11 protein-coding genes are annotated in these 18,622 nt (G+C 71.6%); 2 read left to right on the forward strand and 9 right to left on the reverse strand.

The window, feature by feature from the left end:
• Positions 1-5 precede the first annotated feature (5 nt).
• From YU1_RS0126005 to YU1_RS0126015, 3 genes are read right to left on the reverse strand one after another with little or no spacing between them, the layout of a single operon-like run.
• Positions 6-776, reverse strand: a complete 771-nt coding sequence (locus YU1_RS0126005) for an SDR family NAD(P)-dependent oxidoreductase (protein ID WP_029006509.1) — start codon at positions 774-776, stop codon at positions 6-8.
• 29 nt (positions 777-805) lie between these two features.
• The gene (locus YU1_RS0126010; RefSeq protein ID WP_051357401.1) at positions 806-2,170 is read right to left on the reverse strand and encodes an aminotransferase class I/II-fold pyridoxal phosphate-dependent enzyme; all 1,365 of its coding nucleotides are present in this window, start codon (positions 2,168-2,170) and stop codon (positions 806-808) included.
• A complete protein-coding gene (locus YU1_RS0126015) occupies positions 2,167-9,582 on the reverse strand; it encodes a type I polyketide synthase (protein WP_084540152.1) in 7,416 nt (2,471 codons plus the stop codon). The genes YU1_RS0126010 and YU1_RS0126015 overlap by 4 nt, the downstream gene beginning before the upstream one ends.
• A 529-nt stretch (positions 9,583-10,111) precedes the next feature.
• On the opposite strand from YU1_RS0126015, the gene YU1_RS0126020 reads away from it, so the two are divergent.
• Positions 10,112-11,284: a polysaccharide biosynthesis/export family protein gene (locus tag YU1_RS0126020; protein WP_029006512.1), complete on the forward strand. Its 1,173-nt coding sequence runs from the start codon at positions 10,112-10,114 to the stop codon at positions 11,282-11,284.
• A 60-nt stretch (positions 11,285-11,344) separates the two neighbouring features.
• Here the strand turns inward: YU1_RS0126020 and croR are convergent, their stop codons facing one another.
• A complete protein-coding gene (gene croR, locus YU1_RS0126025) occupies positions 11,345-11,815 on the reverse strand; it encodes a 3-hydroxybutyryl-CoA dehydratase (protein WP_029006513.1) in 471 nt (156 codons plus the stop codon).
• Between the two features lie 101 nt (positions 11,816-11,916).
• Positions 11,917-12,378, reverse strand: a complete 462-nt coding sequence (locus YU1_RS0126030) for an Lrp/AsnC ligand binding domain-containing protein (RefSeq protein ID WP_029006514.1) — start codon at positions 12,376-12,378, stop codon at positions 11,917-11,919.
• Between the two features lie 111 nt (positions 12,379-12,489).
• Between YU1_RS0126030 and putA the strand changes: the two genes are divergently transcribed.
• Entirely contained in the window at positions 12,490-15,615 is a 3,126-nt protein-coding gene (gene putA, locus YU1_RS0126035) for a bifunctional proline dehydrogenase/L-glutamate gamma-semialdehyde dehydrogenase PutA (RefSeq protein ID WP_425339180.1), read from the forward strand.
• A 263-nt stretch (positions 15,616-15,878) separates the two neighbouring features.
• Here the strand turns inward: putA and YU1_RS0126040 are convergent, their stop codons facing one another.
• The 4 genes from YU1_RS0126040 to YU1_RS0126055 are packed head-to-tail and all read right to left on the reverse strand — an operon-like array spanning position 15,879 to position 18,617.
• Positions 15,879-16,454: a UbiX family flavin prenyltransferase gene (locus YU1_RS0126040; protein WP_029006516.1), complete on the reverse strand. Its 576-nt coding sequence runs from the start codon at positions 16,452-16,454 to the stop codon at positions 15,879-15,881.
• A gap of 38 nt (positions 16,455-16,492) precedes the next feature.
• On the reverse strand, positions 16,493-17,044 hold the full coding sequence (locus YU1_RS31485; protein ID WP_051357405.1) for a TIGR02444 family protein: 552 nt from the start codon (positions 17,042-17,044) through the stop codon (positions 16,493-16,495).
• Positions 17,041-17,823, reverse strand: a complete 783-nt coding sequence (locus tag YU1_RS0126050; RefSeq protein WP_029006517.1) for an ABC transporter ATP-binding protein — start codon at positions 17,821-17,823, stop codon at positions 17,041-17,043. The genes YU1_RS31485 and YU1_RS0126050 overlap by 4 nt, the downstream gene beginning before the upstream one ends.
• Entirely contained in the window at positions 17,814-18,617 is an 804-nt protein-coding gene (locus YU1_RS0126055; RefSeq protein ID WP_029006518.1) for an ABC transporter permease, read from the reverse strand. Before YU1_RS0126055 ends, YU1_RS0126050 begins: the two co-directional genes overlap by 10 nt.
• Positions 18,618-18,622: the final 5 nt, after the last annotated feature.

Genomic DNA, 18,622 nt, shown 5'->3' on the forward strand with positions numbered 1-18,622 from the left:
GGCTCTCATCCGCCCACATGGAAGCGCAGTCCCCGCATGCCGAGGCGCCGGATCGCGGCCGGCACCAGCAGGGAGAGGCGGGAGCTCCAGTAGAGCGGGAAGGGAAAGCCGGAGATGGCGCGGTCCCGCTCCAGCGCCTTGAGGATGCGCACGGCCGCCGCCGCCGCCGGGATCTCGCCCGGGCGGTGGCCGAGATGCTGGGCGCTCATGCCGCTGGTCACATAGCCCGGGCAGGCGACGCAGACCCGGATGCCTTCGTCCCTCAGCGCCTCGCGCAGGGCCACGCCGTAGGACAGAAGCCCCGCCTTCGCCGCCGAATAAGCCGGGGCGTCCGGCAGGGGCGCGAAGGCGGCGAGCGAGGCGATGAGCAGCAGCCGGCCCCGCCGCCGCTCCCGCATGCCGGGCAGCACCATATGCACCGCCGCGATGGAGGACAGCAGATTGGTGTCGAGCACCCGGTGGGCGGCATCGCCATCCTCCACCGCCTGCCCCTGCCGGCGGCCGTCGAGAATGCCGGCGTTGGAGATGAACAGGTCGATCGGCCCCTCGGCCTCGATGGACGCGAGGACATCCTGGAGCACCGTCCGGTCGCGGATGTCGACCACGTGCGGCGTGCAGTCGGCCCCTGCCGCCCGGCAGGCGGCCGCCACCGACGCGAGGCGCTCGCCGTTGCGGCCGATGAGGGCGAGGCGGTGGCCTTCGCGCGCCAGCTGCTCGGCGAGCGCTGCGCCGATGCCGCTGGAGGCTCCGGTGATGACGGTGAAGCCGGCACGCATGGCGATGTCCTCCGGACGGCGGCGGGACGCTACTTCATCAGGTCCGCGACCTTGCCCACCGAGACCCCTTCCTGCTCCAGCAGCGCCAGTTCCTGCGCGGTGGCGGAAACCGCCGTGTCGATATCCTCGGGGGTGTGGGCGGCGGAGATGAAGAAGCGCAGGCGGGCGGATTTCTCCGGCACGCCGGGCGGGATGATGGGGAAGGCGTTGATGCCGCGCTCCAGCAGGCGGTTGGCCAGCATGACGGTGCGCAGGCTGTCGCCGACGATGACTGGGCTGACCGCATAGCCCCAGCTGTCGCCCGCATCGAGGCCGGCCGCGCGGGCCTTCTCCAGGAAGCGCCGGCCGTTGGCCTGGAGCCGGGCGACGCGTTCGGGCTCGCGCAGCATCAGCTTCAGCGCGGTGAGCGAGCCGATGCTGGTGGTGGCCGGCAGGCCGACGGAATAGACCATGCCGGGCGCGTGGAACTTCAGGAAGGTGACGAGGTCGGACGCGCCGGCGATATAGCCGCCGCAGCCCACCAGCGTCTTCGACAGGGTGCCCATCCAGATGTCGACGCCGGCCGGATCGACGCCCTGGTGCTCGAAGATGCCGCGCCCGGTGGCGCCGAGCACGCCCAGCGAATGGGCCTCGTCCACCATCAGCCAGGCGCCCCAGCGGGTCTTGATCTCCACCAGCCGGGCGAGGTCCGGCCCGTCGCCGTCCATGGAAAACAGGCCCTCGGTGACGATCAGGCAGCGCTCGTGTTTGTCGCGCGCGGCGGCGAGCAGGGCATCCAGCGCGTCGAGGTCATTGTGGGGGAAGACGCGCCGGTTGGCCTTGGACAGCTCCGCGCCCACCACGATGGAATTGTGGGCCAAAGCGTCGTGGACCACGAGGTCCTTAGGCCCCAGCAGGGCGGCGATGGAGGAGACGTTGGTGGCATGCCCGCCGGCGAACAGCAGGGCATCCTCGGTCTGGTAGAGCGCCGCCAGTGCCGCCTCGAATTCCCGGTGGAACGGCCGCTCGCCGGCGGTGAGGCGGCTGGCGGAGACGCTGGTGCCCCAGGTGGCGGCGGCCTCCGCCACGGCGGCGGTGATCTCCGGATGGCCGTTGAGGCCGAGATAGTCATAGGAGGCGAAGTTGAGGAGCAGCCGGCCGTCGATCACGGTGTGGGCGCCGGCGCGCGCCGCATGGGTCTGGTAGAAGGGATTGCCGAGCCCGAGCATGTCGGCCGCCGCCCGCTGGGTCTTCAGCATGCGGAAGCCGGGCAGGGTCTCGAACGAGACGTCCCGTACCGGAGCCACTACCGCCGCGGCGCGGCCGGCGGCCGGCGCAGCCGTCCGCCGCATGGAGGACAGGAAGTCAGAGCGCTCGCTGTCCGTCAGCCGGCCGGCATCCGCTTTCTTCGTCACATGACCCTCGTCACTTGGTCGCGCCGGTCGGCGAGCCGGTCGCTGACGCCATCGAAATCGGCTTCATCCCCGCCGTGCATGGCGATCAGGCGGCGGTCGCCGGCGTCCATGGCTTCGGTCGCTTCCGGCACCCGCAGGGATTGCAGGAGGCGCCGGCTCAGTTCCCGCAGGTTGGGGACGGAGGTGATGGCGACCAGCGGGAGGCCCACTCCGAACTCGTGCTCGATATTCATGCTGAGTTCAAGCGCCATCAGGGAATCCATGCCCATCTCGGCGAATGGGCGGTCGAGGTCGATCTCCTGGGCGGACAGGCGCAGGATGCGGGCGATGCGGGTGGCGATCAGGTCGCCCAGCACGCGCTGGGCTTCCGCGTCGCTCTTGCCGTCCAGCAGCGCCGCCATGTCCAGCTCCGTCGCCTCGCTCGGCCCGCCGTCCTGCGCGAACACGTCGGCGAAGGCGGGGGTAGCGAGGATGGGCAGGTCGCGCATCAGCCCGGTGCGCTGCCAGCGGGCGCAATAGACCACCGGATCGGTGAGGCCGGCATCCGCGGCCAGCAGGCGTTCCAGCCGGGCGAGGGCCTCGGCGGAGGCGAGGCCGGTCATGCCGGTCACCCGCTCCAATTGCTCGGCGGTGGCCTGGTCGCGGGCGAGCACGCCGGCGTCCGAAATGGCGCCCCAGCCGACAGCCAGCGCCGGCAGCCCTTCCGCGACGCGCCGCCGGGCGAGCCCTTCCAGATAGGCGTTGGCCGCCACATAGGCGCCCTGGCCGGGATTGCCGATGAGCGCGGACACCGAGGAGAACATGACGAAGTGCCGGACCGGCTGGCGGCGCGTCGCCCGGTCGAGATGGCGGGCGCCGTCCACCTTGGGGGCGAGCACCTGGCTCAGTTGCCCAGCGTCGAGCGTGCGGATCAGGCCGTCGTGCAGCACCATGGCGGTGTGGTAGACGCCGCCGATCGGGCCGTGCGCCGCCGCCACGCGGCCGACGAGCGCGTCCACCGCCGCCGCGTCGCCGGCATCCACCTGCTCCACCGCGAAGGTCACGCCCGCCGCGCGCAGGGCGTCGATGCGCGGCAAGGCGGCGGCCTCCACCGCGCCGCGCCGGGAGGCGACGACGATGGTGCGGGCGCCCCTGGCGGCGAGCCAGAGCGCGGTCTCCAGGCCGAAGCCGCCGGCGCCGCCCACCACCAGTTGCACGCCCTCGGGCGCGAAGCCGGCGTCACGCGCCTGCGGCAGGCGGATCTCGTCCGCCACCGGCGGGCGCACCACGATCTTGCCCACATGGGCGGCCGATTGCATCAGCCGGAAGGCTTCGCCGATGCCGTCCGCGCCGAACAGGCGATAGGGCAAGGCGGCATAGGCGCCCTTGGTGAAGCCGGAGGCGAGGTCCTTGAGGCCCTTGGCCACGAGGCGCGGGTCGTGGGCGAGAAGCTGGTCGAGATCGACGCCGAAATAGGTCAGGTTGCGGCGGAACGGGCGCAGGCCCAGTTCCGTATTGGCCACATAGTCGCGCTTGCCCAGCTCCACGAAGCGTCCGAACGGCTTCAGGCACTTCAGGCCGGCGCGCATGGCCTCGCCGCTGAGGCTGTTCAGCACCACGTCGACGCCGCCGTGATCGTGGCGGATGGCGTCGGCGAAGGCCAGCGAGCGCGAATCATGCACCTCCTGCGCCCCGAACAGCTCCACCAAAGCGCGCTTGTCCGGCGTCGAGACGGTGGCGATCACCCTGGCGCCGCGGGCGCGGGCGATCTGGATGGCCGCCAGGCCCACGCCGCCGGCCGCGCCGTGGATCAGCACGGTCTCGCCGCGCTTCAGCCGGGCGAGCTCCACCAGGCCGTACCAGGCGGTGAGGAAGGCCACGGGGATGCTGGCCGCGCTTTCCGGCGTGGTGCCGGCGGGCAGCGGCATGAATACCCGGCGCGGCGCGGTCACATGGGTGGAGAAGGCGTTCTTGGCGAAGCCGACCACCACGTCGCCGGGGGCGAGGTCGCGCACGCCGGAGCCGACGCGCGTCACCCGGCCGGCGCATTCGAAGCCGAACACCGCGCCCGCCATGCCGTCGTCCAGCACGTCGTCGTCCAGCAGGCCCATGGCCAGCATTACGTCGCGGAAATTGAGGCCGGCGGCGAGGACTTCAACCTCCACGTCGGCCCGGCCCGGCGCCACCCGCGCCTTGCGCGCCCAGGCGAAATGGTCGAGCGCGCCACGGCGGGGGAATTCCAGCGTCAGCGCCGCGTCGGGATCGGGCGCGCCTTGCGCCACCGGAAGGCCGTGCCGGACGCGCAGCACCTGCGCGCCGTCCGTGTCGAGCAGGATTTCCCGCTCCGCGTCCCCGGCGCCTGCGAGCGTGATCAGGCGCCGCGCCGCCTCCGGGCCGGACAGGCCGGGGGCGACGTCCACCAGGCGGATGTCGATGTCGGAAAATTCGTTCATCGCCACGCGGCCGAAGCCCCACAGGGCATCCGCCACGGGATCGAGCGGGGCGGTCCGGGCACCGCGCACGACCAGCCACAGCCGTGCCTTCGTGGGGCCCGGCGGCAGGTCGGTGAGCACGGCGGCGAGGCGCAGGACGGCCTGTTCCGTGCGCACCCGGTCGGCCGGGCCGGTCGCGTCGGCGAGCACGATGACATCGGCCTCGCGGGGCGCGAGGCCGTTGGCCTCCTCGGTCGGCGCGACGTACAGGCCGGCGGCCTTGAGCTGGGCGGCGAGGGTCTGGGCCAAAGTGGTCTCATCCTCGGCCGCGAGGACGAGGCGCAGGGGCCGCAGGCCGGCTTGCGGCGCCGAAGGTTCCGGCGGCCGGGCGATGAGGCAGGCGCCGCCCTCGGCAAGGTCGATCTGCCGGGTGTCCCGGCAGGCAGCGGCGGCGAGCGCGGCGCGGGTCTCGTCGGCCGAGGGCATCAGGCCCACCGGCAGTGCGGGATCGGCGGACCGGCCGAACCAGCCCGGCTCCGTGCCGAGGATGAAGTCCACCACCGCATCGGGCGCCGGCTGGGCGGCGACGATGGCGCCGCTGTCCACCAGGCATTCCGCCATGCGGGCCAAAAGGGTGCCGCCGTCCTCGCCGTTCAGGCGCCAGGCGGAGACGAGCGCGAGGTCATGGGACGGATGGCGCTCACCGTCGCGGCCGTCGAGATGAAGGAAGCGCACCGGCACGCCGGCCGGCAGGCGGCGCTCCAGCCGTTCCAGGCGGGCGGAATCGAGACCCGCCACCGTCAGCCGGATGCGGCCGGCGCGGACGTCGGGCAGCAGGGTGGAGATGAGGCCGCGCCCGTCCGGCTCGGCCACCAGCAGGCGCGGCGCGTCCGTGCCGCCGGCGGCGCGGGCGGCGGCTGCCGTCGCCAGCAGCGCCTGGAGAGCGGGCGCGAACAGCAGCGCACTGCCGGCGAACTGGTCCAGCACCTCGGCGCGATGGGCGATGGGGGTGCCGGTGCGCAGCACCGCGTCCACGCCGGCAGCGGTGCGGGCGGCCAGTAGCAGCTCGGCGGAGGCGCCGGCATATTCGGCCGCGAAGGTACGCAGGATGCGGTCCGGGTCCGGCAGGCCGCTGTCGGCGGCGAGCCTCAGCGTGTCGCCCTCCGGTGTCGCCAGCCCGGCCAGCACCAGCTCTTCCGCCAGCATGGCGGCATAGGCCCGCGCCTCCGGCGCGAAGCGCCCGCCGGCGACCAGGGCGGCCCAGTCCAGCCGGCCGTCCGCATCGGCGATGCGCGAGAGCGCGCGGTGGGCGACGGCGCGGACCACGGCGCGCAGCATCAGCCAGCCGTCCGAGGGCTCGGGTTCGGGCCGCGCCGCCAAAGCGGCGCGGATCGCGGCGGGCAGGTCGCCCCCGGCGACGGCGCGGCCCGTGCGCTCGCGGGTGACGAACAGGAAGCCGTCGTCCGGATCGGTGCGCGAAAGCACCACGGACTTGAGCAGGGCATCCTCCACCTCGGCCACCACCTCGCCGTCGGCGTCCTTCAGCGCGATGGAGACCCGCAGCGACTGCTCGGTGTGGCGCTCCACCACGATGGTGGCGCCGGCGACCTCGGGATGATCGCGGAACAGGGCGAGCCGCCCCAGCCGGATCGGCAGATAGGTCCGCTTGACGCCCGGCTCCACGTCGATGAGCAGGAACAGGCCGTGCAGGGCGGCATCGAGGCTCGCGGGGTGCAAAAGCTGCGGCCGGGTGAAGGCGCCGGTGCCGGCCTGCGCCGGGGTCAGCGCCACCTCGATGGTCCTGCCGTCGCGCTTCAGCGCCTGCGCCAGCCGGAAGGCCGGGCCGTAATGGAGGCCGCAGGCTTCGGTCCGGGCATAGATGTCCGCCGCCGTGGCGCGGATGAGCTTGCCCTTCGGTTTTGCCGGGGGACGCGGCGGGTGGGCCACGTCGACCAGCCGGCCGCGAGCATGCAGCGTCCATTCGTCGGCGCCGAAGCGGGGCCGGCTGAACAATTCCACGTCGTTGGTGGCTGCGGCGTGGCGCACCGAAATCTCGCGCATGCCCTGTTTCGACAGCACCAGCGGCTGGAAGATGTCGCAATCCTCCAGGCCGAGCGGCCCGTCCGGCTTCAGCTCGCGACCGACCGCCAGGACCATCTCCACGATGGCGGCGGCGGGCACGACGATCTCCCCGTCCACCACATGGTCGGCGAGATAGGGCACCACCTCGGCGTCGAGGAAGGTGCGCCATTCCGGTATGCCGTCGGCGAGGCGTCCGCCGATGAGCGGATGGCGCGGCCGGTTGCCGAACAGGTCGAGCGCGGCGGAGGTGCCGTGGAAATGGAAGGTGCTGCGCTGCCAGGGATAGGCGGGCAGCGGCAGGGCGCGGTCCACCGCCGTTGCCGGCACCGTCGGCATGGCGGCGCCGTTGGCCCGGGCATTGGCGACCACCCAGAGCACGGGGTCGCGGCGCGGGTCGCGGTCGTCCGCCTCGGTGAAGCTGGCGAGCACGGCGGCGCCGCTGCCGCGCTCCTTCAGCGTCTCGGCGATGGGCGAGGTGAGGATGGGGCGCGGCCCGATCTCCACGAACAGGCCCGCGCCCAGCTCCGCCGCCGCCTCGATGGCGCTGCGGAATTGCACCGGCGCGCGCACGTTGCGCCACCAGTAGGCGGCATCCAGCAGGTCCTCGCCGATGGGCGCGCCGGTGACGGTGGAGATGAGCGGCGTGGTCGCCCGCCGCGCCGTGATCTCGCCGGCGGTGCCGAGGAAGGCGCTCTTGGTGTCGTCCAGGAAGCGGGAGTGGAAGGGATATTCCATCTCCAGCGTGCGGCTGGCGATACGCTGCTTGCGGGCCTCGCGGGTGGCGAGGCGGATGGCCTCGGTGGCGCCGGACAAGGTGAGGGAGGACGGGCCGTTGTCGGCGGCGATCTCGATGTCGTCACGTCCGAAGCCGGCTAAAAACTCCTCCATGCGCGGCCGGCTGGCGGCGAACACGGCCATGAGGCCGCGCCCGTAGGCGGCTTCCTGGCTGGTGGCGCGGGCATGGATGATGCGCACCGCCTGGGTGAGGTCGAGGACGCCGGCCGCTTCCGCCGCCGCCACCTCGCCGATGCTGTGGCCCACCACCATGTCCGGGCGCAGCCCTTCCGCCACCAGCGCGCCGGTAAGCGCGGCCTGGACGGCGAACATCAGCGGCTGGATCACCGAGGCCTGGCCGATGCGCGCGCCGAGGTCGGGATCGAACATGTCCTCCTTCACGCCGGTGACGGCGATCGCCTTGAAGGCGGCATCGATCTCGTCGAAGCGGTGGCGGAAGGCGGCGTTGCGCAGATAGGCGGTGCGGCCCATGCCGACCGCCTGCGCGCCGTTGCCGGAATAGACGAAGCAGACCTTGGCATCGGGCCGCGGCGCGGCGCCGGTGGCGATGGCCTTGGAGGCGCCGGCCGCCGCGAAGTCGCGTAGCGCCCCGGCCATGGCGCCGGCCTCGTCGAGCACCGCGACCGCGCGGTGGCGCAGGCTCTCGCGGCCGGCGGCCACGGCGGCGGCGAGGCGCGCGGGCGGCACGCCCTCGTCCAGCACGGCGGCATAGGCGTCGGCGGTGGCGCGCAGCGCCTCGGCGGTGGCGGCGGAGAGGGCGAGATGGCGGGGAGCCGGCGCGCCGGCCGCGCGCGGCGGGGCCTCGGCCGGCGCGCTGGCCAGGATCACATGGGCATTGGTGCCGCCGAAGCCGAAGGAGGAGACGCCGGCGAACAGGGTGGCGGCGGTGCGGTCGAGGGCGATGGTCTCGCGCGCCGGCAGCAGGTTCAGGTCGGCGAAGTCGATCAGCGGATTGAGCTCGTCCAGATGCAGCGAGCGCGGAAGTTCACGCGTCTCCAGCGCCTGGACGGCCTTCAGCAGGCCGGCGACGCCGGAGGCCGGCTCCAGATGGCCGATGTTCGACTTCACCGAGCCGATGGGCAGCGGCGCCGCGCGGCCCCGGCCGAGCACCGAGCCGATGGCGGTGGCCTCCACCGGGTCGCCGATGCGCGTGCCGGTGCCGTGCGCTTCCACGAAGGCGACTTGGTCCGGGGTGATGCCGGTCTCGCCATAGAGGCGTTCCAGCAGGGCGCGCTGGCCCTCGACGCCGGGCAAGGCAATGCCGGAGGTGCGGCCGTCGGAATTCACTCCCGCCGCCACCGCCAGCGCGCGCACCGAGCCGGGCAGCGCCAGATCCTTCCGCCGCAGCACGAAGGCGACCGCGCCTTCCGAGCGCACATAACCGTCGCCGGCGGCCGAGAACGGCCGGCATAGGCCGGTGGGCGAGAGCATGCCGGCGCGGGAGAAGCCGATATAGGAGGCCGGGGTGAGCAGCATGTTCACGCCCGCCACCACGGCGGTGTCGATGCGGCCGCTCCTCAGGTCGGCGAGCGCCTGGGAGAAGGCGACCAGCGAGGACGAGCAGGCGGTGTCCACGGTGAAGCTCGGCCCGTGCCAGTCGAAGGCATAGGACAGGCGATTCGAGACCACCGACAGCGTGTTGCCGGTCATGAAATGGCTTTCGATGGCCGCCGGGTCGGAGGCCAGCAGGTTGCCGTGGTCGAGGCTGGAGGCGCCCACATAGACGCCGACCTCGTGGCCGGCGAGGCTGGAGGGCGGGAGGCGCGCGTCTTCCAGCGCCTCCCACACCACTTCCATCAGCAGGCGCTGCTGCGGGTCCACCTGCGCCGCCTCGCGCGGCGACATGCCGAACACGGTCGGGTCGAAATCGAACGGGGCATCGAGATAGCCGCCGGCGAAGGAATAGCTGAAGCCCGGTTCGCTGGCGCGCGGATGGAGAAAGCGCTCGACGCTCCAGCGCCCGGCGGGAAACGGCTGGATGGCGCAGCGTCCCTCAGACAGCATGCGGCGGAACCGCGCTTCGTCCGGTGCCCCTGGCAGGCGACATGCTGCTCCGACGATGGCGGTGACATTGGCACCGGACACACCGTCCCCGAGAGGTCCCTTAAACCGCAATGCACTCACCCGCCCTGAGAGATTCCGATAGGATAGGCCGCCACTGGCGCCTTGGTTGCTTATGGCAACGGACCTTGAGCCCGGTCAATACGACGGACCCGTGCGGCGACATCGTTCGTTTTCCGCATCGCACACGATCTTTCAACCTAACCTGAAACGCCGGACGTGTGGACCCCCGTCCCGTTGCGTCTCAAGGCGTGACATCCCTGCGGGGCGCTGCAATTCCGGCGGGGAATGGCGTGCACGCCGTTTCCGCCCTCCTATTCCGCAACGTCATGACGACCGTCCGTCTTGGCATGGCGGCCGGTGTCCTGATGCCGTTGCCCTCGCGGCCTGAACCGCCGGAGCGGCGCCCCGCGCCTGCCGCTCCCCTCCACCGCTCCGGCGAGGCTGTTAACGATGTGCGCCGTTTTGAAGTCGGGCCGAGGTGTGGCAATCAGGAAACAGCATTATGAGGAGTGAGGCCCTGCCGGATCGGCAGGGTTGGTCGATGCTGGCCGCCATGGTATCTGGCGACGAGACTTGTACGGGAGCATTCATGCGGAAGGTATCGAGTTGGCCGCTTTTGCTTTCGGGCGTGGCCCTGGTCCTTTCCGGATGCGCCGAGACTCTGCCTCAGGTCGGCCCGAACGCGCGGGAGGTCGTCTCCCAGTCGGTCGAGGACAATGTCCAGCGCTATGAGATTGTCGACATCGACAATGCCGTGCTCGACATCGCCCGCCAGCGCGCCCCCGATACCTTCTACACCAGCTTCGGCCGCTCCGGTCCCTCGCGCACTCCCGTGGTGGGCATCGGCGACATGGTCGCCGTGACCATCTGGGAGGCGGGTGCCGGCGGCCTGTTCTCCTCCGCCGTGGTGGCGGGCAGCTTCACCACCGGCTCGAAGACGGCGACCATCCCCGAACAGGTGGTCAAGGCCTCGGGCACCATTTCCATTCCCTATGCCGGCGAAGTCCAGGCGGCGGGCCGGACCACGGGCGCGATCCAGGACGACATCGTCAAGGCGCTGACCGGCAAGGCCATCCAGCCGCAGGTGCTGGTCACCGTCACCAAGGCGGTGAGCAACACGGTCACCGTCTCGGGCGAGGTGGTGCAGGGGGCCCGGGTGCCGCTGAGCGTGAAGGGCGACCGCCTGCTCGACGTGGTGGCCACCGCCGGCGGCGTGCGCGCGCCGGTGAACGAGACCTTCATCCAGCTCTCCCGTGGCTCGCACACCGTCCGCGTGGCCATGGAGCGGGTCGTCTCCGATCCGCGCGAGAACGTCTACATGCAGCCCGGCGACGTGCTGACCCTGGTGCGCGAGCCGCAGGTGTTCCTGGCCTATGGCGCGACCGGCGCGAACGCGGAAATTCCGTTCAACGCCTCGGGCATCACGCTCGCCACGGCGCTGGTCAAGGCCGGCGGCCTGCAGGACAACCGCTCCGATCCGTCGGGCGTGTTCATCATGCGCTACGAGCCGGAATTCATCGCCCGCAAGCTGCGGCCCGACAGCCCGCTGGTGGTGCGCGGCGGCCTGACGCCGGTGGTCTACCGTCTCAACCTGCGTGACACCAACTCGCTGTTCGTGGCCCAGCACTTCCCGATCTTCAATCGCGACGTGATCTACGTCACCAACGCCTCGATCACCGACGTGCAGAAGGCCATGCAGGTGTTCCTCATGGTGTCCTCGCCGGCGACCACCGGGCTCTCCGTCTACACGGCGGTCAAATAGGCCGACGCTCCAGAGGGATCGCGACGCGCGGGAGCCGGCATGCCGGCTCCCGTTCTCGTTTCAGCCGGCGGCGTGGCGGGCGAGCGGGGAGCGCTCGGTCTCGCTGCGCGGCGGCACCTTCACCCAGGCTTCCCCGTCCAGCACCACCTCGTCGCCCACCTTGCAGGTGCAGGCGAGGCGCGCCCGGCGCCGCTCGGGGATGAGCTCGGCCACCTCCACAGTGACCAGCACGGTGTCGCCGATCTTCACCGGGGCGCGGAAGTTCAGCGTCTGCGAGATATAGACCGCGCCGGGGCCGGGCAGGCGCGTGCCGAGCACGGCGGAGATCAGGCTGGCGGTATAGAGGCCGTGGGCGATGCGGGTGCCGAAGGGCGTGCGGGCGGCGAAATGCTCCGACAGGTGAATGGGGTTGCGATCCCCGGTCACCTCGGCGAAGCCCACCACGTCCGACGAGGCGATGGTCTTCGACAGGGTCTCGGTCATGCCGGTTTCCAGATCCTCGAAGCACAGAAGGCGCAGTTCGGGATACATCGCTCTCCCTTTCCTTTCTTGGTGGCGCGGCCAGGGCCGGCGGCGCGGGCATTAGGCGGCAGGACGGCGCCGACGGGAAGCCGGACTTTCGTCCCCCGCGTTCAGACCGGCAACGGGCCGTCGCTCTTCACTTCCTCCATCACCGCATAGGAGCGGGTTTCCCGCACGCCGGGGAAGCCGAGGAGGACGGTGCCGAGGAAGCGGCGATAGGCGGACATGTCCGGCAGCCGGGCCTTGAGCAGATAGTCGAACCCACCGGCTACCATATGGCATTCCAGCACCTCGGGCGCGGCGCGCACCGCCTTGGCGAAGCGCTCGAAGGCGTCCGGCGTGGTCTTGTCCAACTGCACTTCGATGAACACCAGGAAGCCGAGGCCGAGGCGATGCGGGTCCAGCCGGGCGCCGAAGCCGGCCACATAACCGTCCCGTTGCAGGCGTTTCAGGCGCTCGCCGGCAGAGGTGGGCGAGAGGCCGACCTGCTCCGCCAGCTCCACTCCGGAAATCCGGCCATCCCTTTGAAGGATCGCGAGAATTCGCCTGTCGGTGCGGTCGAGGCTGCTCATCTTCTCCGGCCAGATAGGGTATCTGCCGCAGAATCTAAGGCATCTGGCTTGAAATGACCATCGAAGCACGGGGCATTGCGGATTATCGAGATATATCCGCCGGAGATTTCCATGCCCAGCCCCGTTTCCACCGCCCTCGTCCCCATGCCGCAGCCGCTGGTGCCGCCGTTCGAGGCGCCCTATGCGCCGGACGATGCGGCGATCGCCACCCTGCTGCTGCCCCAGGGCACGCTGCCCGCCGAGGCCGAGGCGCGCATCGACGCGCTGGCGAGCCGGCTGATCGGCGCCATCCGCAAGGGCGGCGGCACCGGCGGGATGGGCGGCATTGAGGAAGTGCTGCGCGAATACGCCCTCTCCACCAAGGAGGGGCTGGCGCTGATGACATTGGCCGAGGCGCTGCTGCGGGTGCCCGATCCGGTTACGGCGGACCGGCTGATCGAGGACAAGCTGGCCCAGGGCGACTTCCTCAACCACGCCTCCAAGTCCGACGCGCTGCTGGTGAATGCCTCGTCCTGGGCGCTGGGCGTCACCGCGCGGGTCATCCAGCCGGGCGAGACGCCGGAGGGCGTGCTGGGGCGCCTCACCAAGCGCATCGGCCTGCCGGCGGTGCGGGCGGCGACGCGCCAGGCCATGAAGGTGCTGGGCAATCATTTCGTGCTCGGCCAGACCATCCATGCCGCGCTCGACCGGGCGCAGTCGTCGAGCGGCCGGGCCTATCGCTATTCCTTCGACATGCTGGGCGAGGGCGCCCGCACGGCCGCCGACGCCAGGCGCTATTTCGACAGCTACGCCAGCGCCATCGCCGACATCGGCGCGCGGGCCGGCAATGCGGCGCTGCCGGACCGGCCGGGCATCTCGGTGAAGCTCTCCGCTTTGCACCCGCGCTATGACGCGGTGAACCGCGACCGCGTGCTGGCGGAACTGGTGCCGCTGGTGGTGGATCTGGCCCGGCAGGCCAAGGCCTTCGACCTCAACTTCACCATCGACGCGGAGGAAGCCGACCGGCTGGAACTCTCCCTCGACGTCATCGACGCCGTGCTGGCGGACCCCGGCCTTGCGGGCTGGGACGGCTTCGGCCTCGCCATCCAGGCCTATCAGAAGCGCGCCGCGGCGGTGATCGACCACATGGCGGCCCTGGCCGAGCGGCTGGACCGGCGGCTGATGCTGCGGCTGGTGAAGGGCGCCTATTGGGACACCGAGGTGAAGCGGGCCCAGGAGCGCGGGCTCGACGGCTATCCGGTGTTCACCCGCAAGGCGATGACCGACCTCAACTACATGGCCTGCGCCCGCAAGCTGCTGGCGCTGCGCCCGCGCATCTTCCCGCAGTTCGCCACCCACAACGCGCTGACGGTCGCCACCATCGTGGAGCTGTCCGGCGGCACGGGCGGCTTCGAATTCCAACGCCTCCACGGCATGGGCGAGGCGGTGCACGGCGAACTCTTGGCCAGCGTGCCCGGCACCGGCTGCCGCACCTATGCTCCCGTGGGCGGGCATCGCGACCTGCTGGCCTATCTGGTCCGCCGCCTGCTGGAGAACGGCGCCAATTCCTCCTTCGTCTCGGTGGCCGGCGATCCCGCCGTGCCGGTGAGCGACCTGCTGCGCCGCCCGGCGACGGTGATCGGCACGCCCGATGCCGCCCGCAACACCCATATCCCCTTGCCAGCGGATCTCTACGGCGCCGGCCGGGCCAATTCGAAGGGCGTGGAACTGGGCAGCCGGAAGGCGCTGGCCGCGCTGCTGGCGGACATCGCCGCCGCCCGCCGCGAGGTCACCGCCGCCCCGATCATCGACGGCGTGGTTCATACCGGCGTTGCGCGCACGGTGACGAGCCCCATCGACGGCGGGGCCATCGGCCGGGTGGTGGAAGCCGACGCTGCGGCGGCGGATGCCGCGGTTGCGGCGGCGCTCAAGGGCTTCCCGGCCTGGGACCGGACGCCGTCTTCTGACCGCGCCGCGATCCTGGTGCGGGCCGCCGACCTCCTGGAGGCGCGCGCGCCCGCTTTCCTCGCCCTGCTCCAGGACGAGGCCGGCAAGACGCTGGACGACGGCCTGTCCGAGGTGCGCGAGGCGGTGGACTTCCTGCGCTATTACGCCGGCGAGGCCATGCGCCTGTGCGGCGCCGGCACGGAACTGCCCGGCCCAACCGGCGAGAGCAACGTGCTGCGGCTGCGCGGCCGGGGCGTGTTCGTCGCCATCTCGCCCTGGAACTTCCCGCTGGCCATCTTCCTCGGCCAGGTGTCGGCGGCGCTCGCCGCCGGCAATGCGGTGGTGGCGAAGCCCGCCGAGCAGACCCCGCTGATCGCGGTGGAAGCGGTGCGGCTGCTGCACGAGGCGGGCGTGCCCGCCGGCGCGCTGCATGTGGTGACCGGCGACGGGCGCATCGGCGCCCGGCTGGTGGAGGCGCCCCGCGTGGCGGGCGTGGTGTTCACCGGCTCCACCGAGGTGGCGCGCATCATCAACCGCACGCTGGCGGCCAAGGATGGCCCCATCGTGCCGCTGATCGCCGAAACCGGCGGCATCAATGCCATGATCGTGGACGCCACCGCGCTGCCCGAGCAGGTGTCTGACGACGTGGTCACTTCCGCCTTCCGCTCCGCCGGCCAGCGCTGCTCGGCGCTGCGCCTCCTGTTCGTGCAGGAGGACGTGGCGGACAAGATGATCGAGATGGTGGTCGGCGCCGCCGACGCCTTGCGCCTGGGCGATCCGCGCGATCCCGCCGTGCATGTGGGGCCGGTGATCGATGCCGAGGCCAAGGGCAAGCTGGACGCCTATGTGCGCGCCCGCTCCGCCACGGCCCGCGTGCACTATGCCGGCACCGCCCCGGCGCGGGGCACCTTCGTGGCGCCGCATGTCTTCGAGCTGAAGAGCGCGAACGAACTGACGGAGGAGGTGTTCGGCCCCATCCTGCATGTGGTGCGCTACAAGGCGGGGCAGATCGACGCCGTGCTCGATGCCGTCGACGCCACCGGCTACGGCCTGACGCTGGGCCTCCACACCCGCATCGACGGGCTGGTGGAAAAGGTCACGTCCCGCCTGCCGGTGGGCAACATCTATGTGAACCGCAACATCATCGGCGCGGTGGTGGGCGTGCAGCCGTTCGGCGGCCACGGCCTCTCCGGCACCGGCCCGAAGGCGGGCGGCCCGCACTATCTGCTGCGCTTCGCCAGCGAGCAGACCGTGACCATCAACACCTCCGCCGCGGGCGGCAATGCGGCGTTGATGACGCAGGGCGAATAACACCGCGCGGCGGCACGATGCTGTGCCGGCGTGCCGTCCCGTTTTGAGACCGTTGGTCCGTCGAAGCGGAACAGGGCGGGATCAGAGCAGGCCCGAATCGGCCGGAACGGGATGTTCTCTCCCCGTTCCGGCGGACGATCGGTGCCCTGGAGGCCTGGCGGGTCCGTCCCGGATCGGGACATGGCGCCGCCCGTTCGCGGAACGGAGCCGGACCAGACCCGGCCCGAATCGGCGCGCGGCGCATGTTCCGCCTTCGGTCCGGCTCAGGAGCGGGAGGCCTCGCCGGTCCAGCGCTTCACGATGGGCAGCGGGATGTCGAACAGATCGAGCGCGCGGGCGACGGTCTGGTTGATGATGTCGTCGAGGCTCTTGGGCCGGTGATAGAAGGCGGGCACCGGCGGCATGATGACGGCACCATTGCGCGTCGCCTGGGCCATCAGGTCGATATGGCCGGCATGGAGCGGTGTCTCGCGCAGCAGCAGCACCACGCGGCGGCGCTCCTTCAGGCAGACGTCCGCCGCCCGCACGGTCAGCTCGTCATTGTAGCAATTGGCGATGCCGCTCAGCGTCTTGATGGAGCAGGGCGCCACCAGCATGCCGACCGTCTGGAACGAGCCGGATGAGAGCGCCGCCCCGATGTCCTTGGGATTGTAGAGCGTGTCGGCGAGCGCCCGCACGTCGTCCGGCTTGAAGTCGGTTTCCTCGACGATGGTGCGCAGGCCCGACGGGGTGAGGATGACGTGGGTCTCCACCTCCGGCACCTCCCTCAGGAGCTGGAGCGCGCGAATGCCGTAGATGGCCCCCGAGGCGCCGGTGATGGCAACGATCAGGCGTTTCATGTCCTCATCCTTCCGGAGCCGGAGCGGTGAATCCGGCTCTAATGTTCTCTTGCGGTCGCGGCCTGCTGTGCGGCCGCCGCGATGCAGGCGAGCGCCGCCTGCTCCGCTTCGTCCAGCGGGGCGCCGGCGACCACCCCGGCCATGGCGGCGCGGGCGCGCGTGTCCGGCGGACCCGCCGCCGGCGGTGCCCCGAGCGTGTGCGCGAGGCGGCCGAGTTCCGACAGCTCGATCAGCTCCGCCTCGATCTCGACGGCCTGCACCTTGGCCCGGAGCGCGGCTGTGACGGTGTTGGGCGCAGGCGGCGGGCCGGCCTTCAGCCGCTGGCGCACGGCGCGCAGGCCGCGCACCACCTCGCCGTGCCAGGGGCCGACCGTCTCGATTGCGCGGGCCAGGCCCGCGGGCGTCAGCGCCTCGCCGCGCACCGCGCCCAGGAAGGCGGCGAACAACAGCAGGTTCACGTCGATGCCCCGCCGCTCCTGGAGCAGCAGGCAGGCGGGCGGCACGCCCGCCGTGCCGTAGACCGCCAGAGCGAAGGCGGGCAGGGGCTCGCGGGCGATGAGGCCGTCCATGGGGCTGGCGGGCGCGCTCATGCGGGCAGCGCGAGGTCGGACCAGATCGCCTCCGTCAGCCGGACGAAGGCGGCCTCGCCGCGCATGGCGCGCAGGTCACGGGGGCGCGGCAGGTCCACCGCATAATCGGCGACGATGCGCGCCGGGCGGGCGGAGAACACCACCACCCGGTCGGCCAGCGCCACCGCCTCCTCGATGTCGTGGGTGACGAAGATGATGGCCCGCCGCTCTGCCTCCCAGATGCGCAGCAATTCCCGTCCCATCACGATCTTGGTCTGGTAGTCCAGCGCGCCGAACGGCTCGTCCATCAGCATGAGGGAGGGATTGTAGGCCAGCAGCCGGCCGAGCGAGGCGCGCTGGCGCATGCCGCCGGAGAGCTGCTTCGGGAAGGCGTCCTCGAAGCCGTCGAGCCGCAGCAGGCGGATGAGGGCAGAGACCCGGCCCGCGTGTTCCGCCCGCGCCACGCCGCCCAGCTCGGCGCCGACGCGGATGTTCTCCGCCACCGTGCACCAGGGCAGAAGCGCGTCCTTCTGGAACATGAAGCCCACTTCCGGCGGCGGCGTCGTCACCGGCCGTCCGTCCACGCTCACCCGCCCGCCCGCCGGTTTCAGCAGGCCGCAGATGGCGCGCAGGATGGTGGACTTGCCCGAGCCGCTGGGCCCGACCACGGCGACGAACTCGCCGTCCGCCACATCCAGCGAGATGCCGGACAGCACTTCCAGCGGGGCCGCGTCCGGGCGGGGAAAGGCGATGCGCAGGTTCTCCACGCGCACCCGCGGAGCGGTATCCGTCAGCGCCATCGGATGGTCCTCCGCTCCACGAAGCCGATGAGCTGGTTGGCCAGCATGGCGAGGATCATCAGCACCACGAGGCCGGTGAACACGCCGGTGGTGTCCAATTGGCCGCCGGACTTCTCCACGTACCAGCCCAGCCCCCGGTTGGCGCCGATCAGCTCGCCCACCACCGCGCCGATCAGCGCCAGGCCGACGCCGATGCGGAAAGAGGCGAGGATCCACGGCGTGACGGCGGGCAGCAGCACCTTGCGGGCGAGATAGAAGCGGCCCGCCCGCATGGAGCGCATCAGGTCCAGATGGTCCGGGTCGATGGTGCGGATGCCCTCCATGACGTTCAGCATGAAGATGAACACCACCATGGTGAAGGCCATCATGATCTTCGACATCAGCCCGATGCCGAACCACAGGATGAACAGCGGGGCGAGCGCCACGCGCGGCAGGCCGTAGAGGCCCATCACCACCGGCTCCACCACCTTGGCGGTGCGCGGCGCGCGGGCCAGCGCGATGCCGAGCGGCACGCCCGCCGCCGCCCCGAGCAGGAGGCCGGCGCCGGCCTCCTGGAGGGTGATGGAGCAATGCACCCACAGCTCTCCGCTGAGCGCCAGGCGCCAGATGCGCTCGGCGATCAGCGACGGCCGGCTGCTCCAGAACGGGTTCAGCACGGTGCGGGCGGCGATTTCCCAGAGGGCGAGCAGGACGAGGATGAGCCCCGCCTGCGCCGCGCCGGTCCGCCATGCGGCGGCTCCCTGCGCGGGCCCGGCGTTTCCCGCAGGGGCCCGCGCCGTTGCGCTGTCCGACATGTCAG

It is taken from the genome of Azorhizobium doebereinerae UFLA1-100 (assembly GCF_000473085.1).
Lineage (GTDB): Bacteria > Pseudomonadota > Alphaproteobacteria > Rhizobiales > Xanthobacteraceae > Azorhizobium > Azorhizobium doebereinerae.

Bases quoted from the DNA above. Each gene is read 5' to 3' on its own strand.
- YU1_RS0126020 (WP_029006512.1), top strand. From the start codon at position 10,112: ATGCGGAAGGTATCGAGTTGGCCGCTTTTGCTTTCGGGCGTGGCCCTG.
- YU1_RS0126005 (WP_029006509.1), bottom strand. From the start codon at position 776: ATGCGTGCCGGCTTCACCGTCATCACCGGAGCCTCCAGCGGCATCGGC.
- YU1_RS0126050 (WP_029006517.1), bottom strand. From the start codon at position 17,823: ATGGCGCTGACGGATACCGCTCCGCGGGTGCGCGTGGAGAACCTGCGC.
- YU1_RS0126030 (WP_029006514.1), bottom strand. From the start codon at position 12,378: ATGAGCAGCCTCGACCGCACCGACAGGCGAATTCTCGCGATCCTTCAA.
- YU1_RS0126040 (WP_029006516.1), bottom strand. From the start codon at position 16,454: ATGAAACGCCTGATCGTTGCCATCACCGGCGCCTCGGGGGCCATCTAC.
- putA (WP_425339180.1), top strand. From the start codon at position 12,490: ATGCCCAGCCCCGTTTCCACCGCCCTCGTCCCCATGCCGCAGCCGCTG.
- YU1_RS0126055 (WP_029006518.1), bottom strand. From the start codon at position 18,617: ATGTCGGACAGCGCAACGGCGCGGGCCCCTGCGGGAAACGCCGGGCCC.
- croR (WP_029006513.1), bottom strand. From the start codon at position 11,815: ATGTATCCCGAACTGCGCCTTCTGTGCTTCGAGGATCTGGAAACCGGC.
- YU1_RS31485 (WP_051357405.1), bottom strand. From the start codon at position 17,044: ATGAGCGCGCCCGCCAGCCCCATGGACGGCCTCATCGCCCGCGAGCCC.